The sequence below is a fragment of the Paenibacillus sp. SAF-068 genome (assembly GCF_051967555.1).
Classification (GTDB): Bacteria; Bacillota; Bacilli; order Paenibacillales; family Paenibacillaceae; genus Paenibacillus.
The window spans coordinates 109,876-122,586 of record NZ_JBQCJX010000006.1; the positions used below are offsets into that span (position 1 = coordinate 109,876).

Annotated in this window: 14 protein-coding genes; 10 read left to right on the forward strand and 4 right to left on the reverse strand. The window is 47.6% G+C overall.

Annotated elements, in window-relative coordinates; genetic code table 11:
• Nucleotides 1–3 precede the first annotated feature (3 nt).
• Complete coding sequence (locus ACTHPG_RS24445) at nucleotides 4–396, forward strand: MerR family transcriptional regulator (protein ID WP_440392090.1); 393 nt, start codon at nucleotides 4–6, stop codon at nucleotides 394–396.
• 108 nt (nucleotides 397–504) lie between these two features.
• Here the strand turns inward: ACTHPG_RS24445 and ACTHPG_RS24450 are convergent, their stop codons facing one another.
• The 4 genes from ACTHPG_RS24450 to ACTHPG_RS24465 all read right to left on the reverse strand — a co-directional run bounded on the left by ACTHPG_RS24450 (nucleotide 505) and on the right by ACTHPG_RS24465 (nucleotide 3,843).
• Entirely contained in the window at nucleotides 505–1,182 is a 678-nt protein-coding gene (locus ACTHPG_RS24450) for a deacylase (RefSeq protein WP_440392091.1), read from the reverse strand.
• A gap of 96 nt (nucleotides 1,183–1,278) precedes the next feature.
• Nucleotides 1,279–2,247, reverse strand: a complete 969-nt coding sequence (locus tag ACTHPG_RS24455) for an ABC transporter ATP-binding protein (protein ID WP_440392092.1) — start codon at nucleotides 2,245–2,247, stop codon at nucleotides 1,279–1,281.
• Between the two features lie 22 nt (nucleotides 2,248–2,269).
• A complete protein-coding gene (locus ACTHPG_RS24460) occupies nucleotides 2,270–3,070 on the reverse strand; it encodes an ABC transporter permease (RefSeq protein WP_440391943.1) in 801 nt (266 codons plus the stop codon).
• Nucleotides 3,067–3,843 carry an ABC transporter permease gene (locus tag ACTHPG_RS24465; protein ID WP_440391944.1) on the reverse strand — a complete coding sequence of 259 codons (777 nt, stop codon included), beginning with the start codon at nucleotides 3,841–3,843 and terminating at the stop codon, nucleotides 3,067–3,069. The genes ACTHPG_RS24460 and ACTHPG_RS24465 overlap by 4 nt, the downstream gene beginning before the upstream one ends.
• 305 nt (nucleotides 3,844–4,148) lie before the next feature.
• On the opposite strand from ACTHPG_RS24465, the gene ACTHPG_RS24470 reads away from it, so the two are divergent.
• The 9 genes from ACTHPG_RS24470 (at nucleotide 4,149) to pssA (ending at nucleotide 12,698) form a co-directional block, all read left to right on the forward strand.
• Nucleotides 4,149–5,000, forward strand: a complete 852-nt coding sequence (locus tag ACTHPG_RS24470; protein WP_440391945.1) for a DegV family protein — start codon at nucleotides 4,149–4,151, stop codon at nucleotides 4,998–5,000.
• 200 nt (nucleotides 5,001–5,200) lie between these two features.
• Nucleotides 5,201–5,866 (forward strand): response regulator transcription factor, encoded by a 666-nt coding sequence (locus ACTHPG_RS24475; RefSeq protein WP_440392093.1) that lies wholly within the window; start codon nucleotides 5,201–5,203, stop codon nucleotides 5,864–5,866.
• Nucleotides 5,863–6,795, forward strand: coding sequence for a sensor histidine kinase (locus ACTHPG_RS24480; RefSeq protein WP_440391946.1), 933 nt, complete (start codon nucleotides 5,863–5,865; stop codon nucleotides 6,793–6,795). Before ACTHPG_RS24475 ends, ACTHPG_RS24480 begins: the two co-directional genes overlap by 4 nt.
• A 127-nt stretch (nucleotides 6,796–6,922) precedes the next feature.
• A complete protein-coding gene (locus ACTHPG_RS24485) occupies nucleotides 6,923–7,846 on the forward strand; it encodes an ABC transporter ATP-binding protein (protein WP_440391947.1) in 924 nt (307 codons plus the stop codon).
• Nucleotides 7,836–8,537, forward strand: a complete 702-nt coding sequence (locus ACTHPG_RS24490) for an ABC transporter permease (RefSeq protein WP_440391948.1) — start codon at nucleotides 7,836–7,838, stop codon at nucleotides 8,535–8,537. Before ACTHPG_RS24485 ends, ACTHPG_RS24490 begins: the two co-directional genes overlap by 11 nt.
• Nucleotides 8,538–8,642: 105 nt before the next feature.
• Nucleotides 8,643–9,455: a bifunctional hydroxymethylpyrimidine kinase/phosphomethylpyrimidine kinase gene (gene thiD / locus ACTHPG_RS24495; protein WP_278298228.1), complete on the forward strand. Its 813-nt coding sequence runs from the start codon at nucleotides 8,643–8,645 to the stop codon at nucleotides 9,453–9,455.
• Between the two features lie 250 nt (nucleotides 9,456–9,705).
• On the forward strand, nucleotides 9,706–10,386 hold the full coding sequence (locus tag ACTHPG_RS24500; RefSeq protein WP_440391949.1) for a response regulator transcription factor: 681 nt from the start codon (nucleotides 9,706–9,708) through the stop codon (nucleotides 10,384–10,386).
• Nucleotides 10,383–12,131: a sensor histidine kinase gene (locus tag ACTHPG_RS24505; RefSeq protein WP_440391950.1), complete on the forward strand. Its 1,749-nt coding sequence runs from the start codon at nucleotides 10,383–10,385 to the stop codon at nucleotides 12,129–12,131. The genes ACTHPG_RS24500 and ACTHPG_RS24505 overlap by 4 nt, the downstream gene beginning before the upstream one ends.
• 21 nt (nucleotides 12,132–12,152) lie before the next feature.
• A complete protein-coding gene (pssA, locus tag ACTHPG_RS24510; RefSeq protein ID WP_440391951.1) occupies nucleotides 12,153–12,698 on the forward strand; it encodes a CDP-diacylglycerol--serine O-phosphatidyltransferase in 546 nt (181 codons plus the stop codon).
• Nucleotides 12,699–12,711: the final 13 nt, after the last annotated feature.

Sequence of the window (12,711 nt, forward strand, 5' to 3'; positions counted from 1 at the left end):
GAAATGGAAACCATGACAAGAGGAACGTTGGCCAAGCGTACCGGTGTGAGTATGGCCACCCTCCGTTATTACGAAGATAGTGGAATTCTGCCTGCTCCCCGTCGATCCTCCAACGGATATCGGGTGTATACCGAGGATTATCTGGTCAAAATTAAGTTCATTAAGGATGCCCAGTTGCTGGGTTACTCCTTAAAGGAAATACAAGAGACGTTGCAATTGCTCAGTCAGGAGGATATGGAAAGTGACACATTAAAAACACTCGTCCGTGACCGAATCGCTGATATTCAGAAGCATATTGACCATCTGGAACAGATGCAGATTCATCTGGCACGACTGTTGCATACACCGGAGGACGATATTCACAACTATATTCAATCCTTTAGGGTGAATAAGTGAAAACCTGGATGCAATGATGCTGAGATAAAACCTCGAACAGAGCGCCTGAAGATTACTTCGGGCGCTCTCTGTTCGAGGTTTCTTTTAGTTCTATTGTAATGCTCTTCATCATGACATGCCCGCTTCACGCAGAAAATGGTGAACAATCTCCGTCTGATACTTGATACGGGTAGAGCGTTTCAGACTCCAGCAAGTCTCTACCGTGACGGAACGGGCATGTAATAGTCTTGAAGCCGCTGTACGGGCAGATCCCGGCAATTCATGCTGCTTGAGGTTAAAGTGACGATCACGAATGGATATCGACCGATTCATCCGTTCGATGACTCTTCTGCAAGCCGGAATGGTGCGACTGCCGGGATTGGTGATCAACGTCTGTCCAAGCACTCGGGAACTCCGTTGAGACAGGCCATTGGCTTCATGCAGATCGAGCCACCAGTCGGCCTGATGTTCACGCGCCAGCTGAAAAACTGCCGCAGCGAGCGGATGTTTGGCCTTGCCTGACATACGGCGTGGAAACGTACGATTCAGATCTGGCTTGCCTCTGATTTTCTTGGCGTAGGCTTGCTGGTTCACACGTGGCACGATAATTAACAGCCCTCGCCGAATGCTGTGGCGACCAGTCGCACAATCATCTGCGAGTTTTTGCGCAGCAGCCATGCTCGCCGTTTCGTTCCCGTGAACCCCGGATGTAATAAACATTACCGGTCCCGGCATCATGCCACGTACGATGAAATAGGGAGTGGCGTGTACACTGGATGCTGCAATGACATGTTTGGTCACAAGAATGACGCTTCACCTCCATTAGTACAGTACGCCATGTCCCTCTTTCATGTAACGGCGTAAGAACAGGTCTTCATCCCATTTCCTCACAAAATGGGCCAACTAATACACCCGGTGGATGATATCTTCGAAATCGGGTTCCTTCATCTCTACATCTTGAATCTCTCCCCAGTGTTCCAGCTGCTTCAGAATGTCCATCGTGCTCCATTCCTTCCGGTTAACTTCGACAGTGACAATCTGCCCTTCCACTCCTGTAATCTGAATGGCAGACGGTATGGTATCAGGCATATGAAATGAACCCCGATACGTAACTCGGATAAGTGTTGGCAGACCGATAGTGTCACGCAGAGAAGGGATCGAGCCGTCATATGTAAGTTGACCATGGTTGATCACCATGACCCGACTGCATAACTGCTCGATGTCGTCCATGTCATGGGTGGTCAGCAAAATCGTTTTGCCAAACTCCTCATTTAATGAACGTAAAAATTGGCGAATGTTCCGTTTCGCGTTCACATCCAGTCCAATCGTTGGTTCATCGAGAAAAAGCAGTTCGGGATCATGCAGCATGGAGGCTGCCAGATCCGCACGCATGCGCTGTCCAAGCGAGAGCTTGCGGACAGGCGTGGCCCAGAATGATTCAAGGTCCAGTAGCTCCGCGAACTGGGACAGCCGTTTCTTTTTGTCCTCGGTACGGACACCGTACATCTCGGCCAGAATATCATATGAATCTTTCACGGGCAGATCCCACCAGAGCTGGCTGCGTTGTCCAAACACGACGCCCAGTCGACCAACGGTTCTGCGCCTGTCCAGATGCGGGTTCATACCGCCAAGCTGTACCTCACCCGAGGTTGGGTGCAAGATACCTGTCAGCATTTTGATCGTGGTAGACTTGCCAGCCCCGTTCGGACCGATATAGCCGACAAACTCACCAGGGCCGATATCAAAGCTGATATCGCGTACCGCTTCCTTGGACACAGTCTCACGTGAAAATAACGTACGTAACCCGGAGAAACGTCCTTCGCGAATAACAGGAGTTTTGAATTCCTTTTGCAGATGCCGTGCTGTGATCATGTTCATAATTCGTTTCGCCTCCTTAGCTACCTGTACTTTGATATTTGGTCAAGCCAAATTGCCAGAAACGCAGACTTGCAGCCAAGCTCAGTACGGCAACCGCAGCAACAGCAACAAGAATCCACGCTCCTCCTTCACCCCGGAGCAGGTAAAGTGACGGAATGTAGTTGACGAATCCTACCGGAATCACCGTTAGCAGAATGCCAGACATCCATTTGGGATATAACGTTAGCGGATATTGGGCAGCCGTTCGTGCTGCATCTTCAGTGATCGTCTGTAATTCCTCGATACGTGTGGTCCAGAATCCGAGTGTGGCAGTAGCGAGTCCGATGGAGAAGAGAATGACTGCGCCCGTCAGGATAACGAACAGGGAGAAGGGAATGGCGATCCAGCCAATCTGTCCGCTGTGCATCATACCTGCCAATGACCAGCAGAGAATGAACCCGCCTTGCAGGACTTCCCCAGCCATGATGCGGAAGTTTTGCGGCAGCAGTGCCAGCAATACGGGCATGGGGCGTGTTAACAGTTGATCAAGCTCACCATTAACCAGATATTTTTCCAGATGATGAACTTCGTTTCCGAATGTGCGATACAGCGTTTTGGATAACGTCATGATGGCAAAGAGATAACCGATCTCATGGAGGGACCAGCCTTTAATTGCTCCGAATTTGTGCAGCACGAGAGCAACCATCAGAAACTCGGAGATCTGAATTAAAGCGGCCAGTACGGACGCCATGATGAAATTGAACTTGTATTGCATCCGGCTGCGGATGCTTGTTCGAATCAGCATTTTATATAAATTGAACCAGGAAGTTCGCTTCATCCGCCTTGTACCTCCACTTTACGACGTAACACTTGGGTAATCGCAAGACAGATCAACGTCATACAGACACACCAAAGCAAGGTTCCCCATAACAAGGAGCCATCTTCGAAACCAAGATAGATTCGGGTAGGTACATAGAGCAGGAAAGGGTAGGGGGATATCCAGGCAAGTTGTTCAAGCCAGTCCGGTAGCCATTCCAGCGGAATGAAAAAACCAGCCAGCAGATTCATCATCGCGTGATTGCCCCAGTGAAGCCAGGAGGACTCCGTGGTCCACATCGACGTAGCACCGATGATGTAGTTCATGCAGATGGACAAGTATGCGGCGCCGGCAAGACCGAGTGCGGCATAGAATAGTGTTGAAACGTCTGAGGGCCAATCCAGGGAAAAGACAATGGAGAAGAGCAGGTAGATCGGAATACTTTTGTACACAAACTGGTAGGCAATCTGCCCCCATTCGCGTGCCATCAGGTGGGTGAACAGATGAACAGGCCTCATCAGATCCAGTGCGATCTGCCCTGTCCTGACGGATAAGGGGATACCCAATCCATTCGTGAGAAAACCCGAGATCCAGAGTGAGGATTGCGTGAACGCAATGTAACTGATCATCCCCTGTGTTCCGTATTCTCCGAGATTATGGTCGGCCCCGATGCCGATCCAGAGGCAGGCATACATGTAACCAAACATGGCGCTTGCCAAGTTATGTACCATGTGTGCCCCGCGGTATTGCAGATTCCGGGAATAGGCTTTGGAAGCCAGAGTGAAATAAAGCATGTGACACCTCCGATAAGTGGATTGAACGGCGTTTCCGTTCACTTCAGTCAAGGCGAAAAAGAGAGAAGGACAACAGCATACCAATATATTCCTTCACAGGCAAGACATTTTTTTAGTTAAAAATGGAATTATCAGGGTTGTTCATGATTGCGCCACAAGACAACGGTCTGTCCATTCCTTTATAATTAAGAGGTAATGTCGCAAACGTTTACAATGTGAAATATTCAAATTTTAAATAAACCGCCGGGCTTGTGCCTGACGATTGAGGATACAGAACGAACAATCCGGCAAGAGAGAAGGATGTCATGAAGAAAATTGCATGGGTCACCGATAGTACCAGTACACTGGATCCCGTTTTTGCGGAGCAAAATCATATCTATATCGTACCGCTGCGCATCGTCTTTGGAGAGGAATGTTACCGGGAAACCGATGACATTACATCTGAAATGTTCTATGAGAAACTTGCGGAGGCTTCACGTGCGAGCAGTTCGCAGCCACCCATTGGGGAGTTCATTGAACTGTATGAGTCGCTCAAAGACAAGTACGATGAGATTATTACGATTCATTGCTCAACAGAGCTTAGCGGAACGCTGCATACGTCTATCCAGGCTGCAGAGATTGCAGGAGTGACGGTGACCGCAATTGATTCAAAGGCAGGCGCCTACCCCCTTCGTGAGATGATTATCCAAGGATTGGAATGGCAGAAGCAGGGGTGTCCGGCTTCCGAGATCAAAGTAAATATTGAACAGATGATTGATAATATGTCCTTTTACCTCATACCGGCCAGTCTTCAGAATCTTCATCGCAGTGGCCGGGTGTCCGGCACACAGCTGATTATCAGTCAACTGCTCAAGATCCATCTGCTGCTCCGATTTGAAGAGGGCAAAGTGGTTGTGAATGAGAAGATTCGCACATTCAAGCGGACGAAAGATCGCATGCTGGATATGCTTAAGCTGGATATGGAGAAAGTAAAGCATGTATGCATCATGCATGCAAATAATCAAGAAGAAGCCGTCACGATCAAGAAGCAGATTGCTAATCTGCTCCCCAAATTAAAGACCGAAATCATGCCTTTCATCCCGGTGGTAAGTATCCATGCAGGTGCAGGAACCATAGGATTGTGCTGGATAAACAGCGAGAACGGATATAGAAATTAGACGTACACGCATGAATATATAGACTCTTATAAACCTGGCAGAAACACACTTGATGTCAAAGTGATGCTCCTGTCAGGTTTTTTCATGTCATTGCCAATTCAAACAAACTATGAGGTAATAAAGAAAATGTTCATATTGGAGGGAAGCTTGTGTTAAGTCACCGCTTGTTGCTTGTTGAAGATGATCGTTCAATTAGTGAGATGGTCGGACCTTATTTGGAAAAGGAGGGCTACAACGTCACTTATGCATATGACGGCATAGAGGCAGAACGTCTGTTCAGCCAGTCACAATCTGGTTATGATCTGGTTATTCTGGACCTGATGCTCCCTCTCAAGAGTGGGATGGATGTGTTGCAGACCATTCGGGCAGTCAGTCTGGTGCCTGTGCTCATTCTGTCTGCAAAGGATGGGGAGGTGGACAAAGCGCTGGGTCTGGGCTTCGGCGCAGATGATTACTTGAGCAAACCGTTCTCATTAATCGAACTGACCGCCCGTATTAAAGCTGCTATTCGTCGCGCCAATTATACGGCTCAGCCTGTGGCCGAAGTGGCTAAGGATCAGCGTATTCACATCGGAGGACTAGTGGTCGACATGGAGACGTACGAGGTGGAGCGTGAAGGTACACCCGTCAGGCTGACGTCCAAGGAATTTGGAATCCTGAAACTATTGGTAACCCATCCGGGCAAAGTGTTCACCAAGGCTCAGATCTACGCTTCGGTCTGGGATGATCATTATTATGGAGACGAAAATATTATTAACGTACATATGCGCCGTTTGCGTGAGAAACTGGAGGCGGATCCGTCGGATCCTCAGTATATCAGAACGCTCTGGGGCATCGGATATAAGCTGGAGGCGGAGCAGGCATGACACTGATTTTTGCCAGTACAACAGGTATTCTAGCGATGGTGGTCCTTGGAATGTGGATGAGATTGCGGAAACGGAGTCAACACCTGTCCTATATTCATCAGAAAATATCCACAATTCTGGATGAAGGCACCTTTGAGCGTGTGCTCGTATTCAATAGTGATGACCAAGTCAGCCAGCTCTTGAAAGATATGAACAAACTGCTGGACCATGCGCATCGCGCTAGAGCGGGTTATACGAATCAGGAGAAGGAGATGCGCAATATGCTCTCCAACATTTCACATGATCTGAAAACCCCGCTTACGGTTGTGTTGGGCTATAGTGAGACTTTGCTGCATAGTTCATCGTTGAACGATCAGGAACGGAAGATTATGACGGAGAAAATACAAGATAAGGCGCAGGAAGTTTTGCGTTTAATCCATTCCTTTTTTGATCTGGCGAAGCTGGAATCCGGAGACACGGAGCTGGTGCTTGGTCGAGTAAATATAAGCGAGTTATGCCGATTGAAGATGCTCTCTTTTTATGAAATGTTAACGAATCTTGGGCTTCATGTAGAATTGGAAATACCTGAAATTGATATCTTCGTGCAAGCGAACGAAGAAGCATTGGACCGTGTGCTGGACAATCTCATCACGAATGGTATGAACTATGGAGCAGAGGGTAAGGTACTGGGGCTCTCGCTTAACTATTCGACAGGTGGACCTGTGACGCTGCAGATCTGGGACCAAGGAAAGGGGATTCCTGAAAGCGAGCATAGTCGTGTGTTCGAACGTATGTATACGTTGGAGGATTCCCGGAATCGCCTCTATCAGGGCAGCGGGCTCGGTCTTACGATTACGAAGCGGCTGGTTGAGCGAATGGGTGGGACCATCCATTTACATAGTGTTCCACATCAACGGACTGTATTTTCGGTTACTTTACAGGCCAGGTAGAACCTGTTTCTCGATTCTCCGGTGAAGCTTAAGGTTTTTGTAAGATTTGATTAATAAAAAAGAAGACTTTTCTCTTTACAATACAGATATAGGAACCCGGTCGGGAGACGTAAAGGAGAATAAGACGATGACTTATATCGCACGAACGATAGATGTAACCAAGGTATATGAAGGGGCAGAGGTTGTATCCAACGTCAATATGAATATTAAGCAAGGTGAGATCTACGGGTTTCTCGGGCCGAATGGTGCAGGCAAAACGACCATTATGAAAATGCTGACCAATCTCGTCAAACCAACAACAGGAGAGATTGAACTGTTTGGAGAGAAGCTTACGCCCACCTCCTACGAAGTGCTGAAACGAATGGGCAGCATTATTGAATATCCTTTTTTCTACGATCGGTTATCTGCTCGGGAGAATCTGGAGCTTCACTGTGAATACATGGGGTTTTACAACAAAAAGATCATCGACAACACGATGGAAATGGTAGGTCTGAAGAACACCGGCAAGAAATCTGTGAAGGACTTCTCTCTGGGCATGAAGCAAAGACTCGGGCTGGCTCGTGCACTCATAACCACACCTGAACTGCTCATTCTGGATGAACCGATTAATGGATTGGATCCTGTCGGGATTCGGGAGATGAGAGATTTGTTCAAGCGTCTTAGCAATGAGTACCGGATCACCCTGTTGGTCTCCAGTCATATCCTTGGCGAAATAGAGCAGATTGCTGACACAGTTGGTGTTATTCGCGGCGGTCGCTTGGTGGAGGAAGTATCCATGGAGAGTCTTCGTGGAAGTCAAAATGAGTACATTGAGTTACAGGCTGTAGATATCCGCAAAGCGACCTATGTCATTGAACATCAGCTCGGTTTGAGTAATTATAAATTGGTCGGTGACCATACGTTACGTATCTATGATCTGGGAATCATTCCGTCGGAATTAACCACCAAGCTGATCCAGCACGGCATTGAGATCGAATCGATATCCAAACGGGCACATTCCCTGGAAGAACACTTCATGAAGCTTGTGAAAGGGGATGGAGATGTTGCTTAAACTGATTAGGCTTGAGATGCGTAAGCACCGCTTTGCACGAAATTTTGCAGGTGCAGGTATTGCCAATATAGCTGTTCTTCTTTTTCTGATTATGATTGGATTTGTGGATGTTGGAGCAGAAGATTATGCCTATGCCGATTACCAGACTGCCTTTATGATTATCGATACGTTTGTGAGAGCGACCTTTATCATATTTGCAGGAGCTTTATTAACCAAGCTGGTGATCAGTGAGTATCGAAATAAAACGATGAACGTCATGTTCACGTATCCAATCCAGCGTCATAAAATCATAGCTGCCAAATTGATCATCGTGTTTGTTTTTACATTTGTGATGGTTATGTTTACCGATCTGTTGATGGGTTCGCTGCTGTTGATTGCTAATCATGTCTACTCCTTTATTCCTGGCTCACTGACCGATAGGGAAATAATGGGATTTATACTGAAGTATGGCATGAGTTCCTTATCTGCAGCGAGCATGGCACTCATTCCTTTATTCTTCGGGATGCGTAAACATTCCGTTACAACCACAATGGTCTCATCCATTCTGCTGGTTTTAGTTGTCTGCTCCGGGTTCAACGGGTCGGAATTTTCCATTCATTCGCTTATTATAATCCCTCTGACCCTTGGAGCTATTGGGATATGGATTGCTTCGATGTCCATGATTCGTCTGGAGACCAGAGATGTGAACTGAATCATCGTGAAAGCCATGCTCCGTATGGCTTCAGATGCCATTGACATCCGCTCGTACAAGGGATAGGATAATGTCAACTGAGACACGAAGGAGAATGCAACTATCATGACGATTCCAAAGACATTAACAATAGCTGGTTCGGACACGAGCGGCGGTGCAGGTATTCAGGCTGATTTGAAAACTTTTCAGGAGCTGGGTGTGTATGGCATGACCGTACTGACTACAGTTGTGGCGATGGAGCCCGATACTTGGGATCACCAAGTCTTTCCTGTGGAATTAAATGTGGTTGAAGCCCAGCTACGCACTGTTCTGGATGGTATCGGTTTTGATGCCATGAAGACAGGTATGCTCGGTTCTGTAGATATTATTGAATTGGTAGCAAAACATATTCGTCGTAGCGGCCTGCCACAGATCGTTATCGATCCAGTGATGGTCTGCAAAGGTACAGATGAAGTGCTGCAACCTGAAAATACGGAAGCGATGATTGAATTCCTGTTGCCAGGTGCGGATCTGGTTACACCTAATCTGTTCGAAGCATCCCAGCTGGCGAAGAGTGGACCGATTCGTTCCAAAGAACAGATGGAAGCAGCGGCAGCAACAATTCATGCCCATGGCTCGAAACATGTTCTGATCAAGGACAGAGGTGTAATTAGCCCGGGTAAAGCAATGGATCTACTCTATGATGGAACTAACTACGAATGGTTTGAAGCCGATGTTGTCGGTTCCGGGTATACGCATGGTGCGGGTTGCACAACATCTGCGGCAATTACTGCAGGGTTGGCTCGTGGTCTTTCAGTGAAAGAGGCTGTTCGTGAAGGTAAAGCCTTCGTGACCAAAGCGATTGCCGGCGGATTCCCGCTGAATCGTTTTGTTGGTCCTACACTGCATGTGGCACACCGTCTGGAGCAACAACGCTAAGTGTTACCTGTGAGCGAGCAGTAGCGCATCACTTCTGGATAACACAACTCGATTTCATTCAAGTAGCTGTCAATGAGCAGGAGGTTGCTCGTTGACGGCTTCTTTTTTGTGCGAATTTTGATAAAAATTAGTAACTTTTGGCTTATATTAATCGTATATATCATGGAGTTCATTCCAAAACATGTCTGGACACATGAACGACACATGGAATAGGTATGTTATGATCAGAAACTTAAAAGGAGAGTCGGTCATGATCAGAACAGTGCTTCTGGTGGAAGATGAAAGCCGCATTCGTGAGATTGTGGCCGATTATTTCATAAAAGAACAATGGAACGTCATAGAAGCAGAACATGGAGTACAGGCATTGGAACTGCTGGCTCAGCATGAGGTGGATCTGGTCATTCTGGATGTTTTGATGCCTGAAATGGATGGATGGACGTTATGTGGGCATATTCGAACCCAATCCACCGTACCTATTATCATGCTGACTGCGCGGTCCGAGGATGACGATAAAATTCATGGATTTCAGCTGGGCGTTGATGATTACGTCACCAAGCCATTTAGTCCACGTGTGCTGGTTGCACGTGCAGAGACATTAATGAAACGTGTTGAAGGCGCATTGGGACGAGAGCAGGGCGCGATTCGCTTCGGACAGGTGATCCTTGATCCATGGGCTCGACGGCTGGAGAAGGATGGGGTTGAAATCGAGCTTGCGCCAAAGGAATATGACCTGTTGCTCTATTTGGTTCGAAATGCAGGCATTGTGTTATCCCGGGATGCCATTTTGAATCGGATCTGGGGATTTGATTTTGAAGGAGACTCACGTGTTGTGGATACTCACATCAAGAAGCTGCGCAGCAAATTGGGTGACGAAGCCAAATGTATCCGGACAGTGATTGGCACCGGATATCGTTTCGAGGCAGAAGCATGAGAAGAAATGGCGTAACGATGAAGCTTTTCCTGGTGATGGCAGGGTGTCTGGTTCTTCTATACGGAACGACGGTATTTGCCCAGTTGGTCTGGTTTCCCGACTTCTATCAGCATCAGAAGATTAGCAGCATGAAGAAAAAGCTGTCCAAGTTCGAACAGCAATATTCGAAAGGGCATTGGAGTGATTTACAGCTAGCTAAGGAGACCGGGAAATTCATGCGTCAGAACCAGTCGCATCTGGTCATTCTGACGAACAATGGAAGGCTGATTAATGACCCTTTCCACATTACGTTACTTCAGGACGATGGGAGTCACGTGAAGGTGTCCCTGTCCTTGTTTATCAATAGTGAGAATGCTGGCTGGATTACATCCCATCTGAAATATGGGCAAGAACTGACGGTGAGAGGCCCGGCCAGCGGGTCTATGGTCTACCCATTCAAAATCCAGGATGCTACTTCCGCCGCATGGGGAACAGAAAGCTTTCAGGAATCCATTGAACCGGTAAAGGAATGGTCAGGCGTACTGACCGAGGTAGTTCTTCCCAATCTGGCAACGTGGAGTCAGAGACAGGGACTGCTGGTGCAAGCACTGGATAGCCGATTCCCTTTGTCCACAGAAGACCAACTTGCGTTGGCCAATGGCAAAATGCTCAATGAAGAATGGATGGATAGCTGGAGTGGTGTTCGCAATGTCATCACTATTGCTCCAGTGCATCGTTCCGGACCCGAACAGCAACTGATTTTCTCGCTCACCTCTCTTCAGGAGATGAGAGAAGCAAATGAGGCAACACGGTTGTTCTATGCATATTTTGGCATTGGGGCATTTATATTGATTCTGTTGCTGGCGTTGCTCCTGTCCCGAATTGTAACGAAGCCGCTCTTGGCCTTGAACCATGTTGCCAAGAAAATGTCTACGCTGGATTTCACAGTGAAATCACCCATCCGGCGCAATGATGAAATCGGCAGCCTGTCCAACAGTCTCAATGCCTTATCGGGAACCTTGGGGCAGACATTGGAAGAGCTGAGGCAGGCCAACACGCAGATGCGCACAGATATGGAAATGAAACAGCAGATTGAACAGCGTCAGCGCAAGTTTTTTGCCGATGCATCCCATGAGCTCAAGACACCAATCAGTATTATTAAGGGATATTCCGAAGGGCTGAAGGATGGCGTGAGTGAGAGCAAGCGGGAGCGTTATATTGAGATTATTGCCGATGAGGCGATCAAAATGGAAACGATGGTTGAAGAGATGCTGGATCTGGTGCGACTGGAATCCTCAGCGATTCAATTGAATACGGATGCTGTTGCACTGGCTGACATGATTGAAGACATCGCCGGCCGTCTGGGTCCGCAACTGAAGGATAAAGGTTTGGATGTGGTGCTTGTATCTACAACAGAACAGACGGTTGAGGGTGACCGAAGCAAGCTGGAGCAAGTTATCTTCAATATCATGATGAATGCTATACGTCATGCGATACCGCATACCGATATAACTATTGAGATCAGCAGGCGTGAAGGTTTTGTCCATATTTCCATTGAGAACAAGGGCGAGCAGATCGCTGAAGCTGAGCGTCAATATATATGGGAGAGGTTCTATCGGGTAGAGCGCTCACGTAATCGCAAAATGGGGGGAACCGGGCTCGGTCTGGCCATTGCGAAGCAGATCCTCGATCTGCACGGGTGCAATTATGGAGTGGAGAATACACCGGATGGAGTCCGTTTTTATATTATTTTTCCTAAAGCCTAGTACGAAAGGGAGTCAAATCTTATGAAGTCTTTACCATCGATTTTAACCTTGGGGAATCTGAGTTCAGGCATGCTGGCAGTCATTATGGCTATTCATGGTGAATTCGCCCTGGCTGTGATGATGATATGGGTAGCGATGTTCTTTGATCTGTTTGATGGCTATGCAGCCCGCAAATTGCATTGTGAGGGTGAGTTCGGTAAAGCCCTGGATTCGCTTGCAGATGTAGTTTCATTCGGAACAGCCCCTGTGCTGATTCTGTATCTGAACTCCATGAATGAAGTGAGTGTGCTGGGGATGGCACTGACCGCATTGTTTCCGGTTTGCGGTGCATTGCGCCTGGCCCGTTATAACTGTCAGAAGACAACAAGCAGCGGTTTTGTTGGAATGCCGATTACATTTGCCGGTGGTCTGATGTCCTTTTTCGCGCTCTGGAGTCCTTATTTCACACATGGTGTAGCTTATCTTGTCATTATTGTATTATCCGGTCTCATGGTGAGCCAAATCCGATTCCCGTCTCTAAAACAAGTGCTAGCCTCACATGAGAAGGATATTGTGGAACCGAAATAAGGAGCGAGTCAGT

What these genes read in the sequence shown, in the direction of transcription:
- ACTHPG_RS24470 (WP_440391945.1), top strand. Translation starts at nt 4,149, where the DNA reads ATGAAGAAAATTGCATGGGTCACCGATAGTACCAGTACACTGGATCCC.
- thiD (WP_278298228.1), top strand. Translation starts at nt 8,643, where the DNA reads ATGACGATTCCAAAGACATTAACAATAGCTGGTTCGGACACGAGCGGC.
- ACTHPG_RS24465 (WP_440391944.1), bottom strand. Translation starts at nt 3,843, where the DNA reads ATGCTTTATTTCACTCTGGCTTCCAAAGCCTATTCCCGGAATCTGCAA.
- ACTHPG_RS24480 (WP_440391946.1), top strand. Translation starts at nt 5,863, where the DNA reads ATGACACTGATTTTTGCCAGTACAACAGGTATTCTAGCGATGGTGGTC.
- ACTHPG_RS24475 (WP_440392093.1), top strand. Translation starts at nt 5,201, where the DNA reads ATGGTCGGACCTTATTTGGAAAAGGAGGGCTACAACGTCACTTATGCA.
- ACTHPG_RS24460 (WP_440391943.1), bottom strand. Translation starts at nt 3,070, where the DNA reads ATGAAGCGAACTTCCTGGTTCAATTTATATAAAATGCTGATTCGAACA.
- pssA (WP_440391951.1), top strand. Translation starts at nt 12,153, where the DNA reads ATGAAGTCTTTACCATCGATTTTAACCTTGGGGAATCTGAGTTCAGGC.
- ACTHPG_RS24485 (WP_440391947.1), top strand. Translation starts at nt 6,923, where the DNA reads ATGACTTATATCGCACGAACGATAGATGTAACCAAGGTATATGAAGGG.
- ACTHPG_RS24455 (WP_440392092.1), bottom strand. Translation starts at nt 2,247, where the DNA reads ATGATCACAGCACGGCATCTGCAAAAGGAATTCAAAACTCCTGTTATT.
- ACTHPG_RS24490 (WP_440391948.1), top strand. Translation starts at nt 7,836, where the DNA reads ATGTTGCTTAAACTGATTAGGCTTGAGATGCGTAAGCACCGCTTTGCA.
- ACTHPG_RS24445 (WP_440392090.1), top strand. Translation starts at nt 4, where the DNA reads ATGGAAACCATGACAAGAGGAACGTTGGCCAAGCGTACCGGTGTGAGT.
- ACTHPG_RS24500 (WP_440391949.1), top strand. Translation starts at nt 9,706, where the DNA reads ATGATCAGAACAGTGCTTCTGGTGGAAGATGAAAGCCGCATTCGTGAG.
- ACTHPG_RS24505 (WP_440391950.1), top strand. Translation starts at nt 10,383, where the DNA reads ATGAGAAGAAATGGCGTAACGATGAAGCTTTTCCTGGTGATGGCAGGG.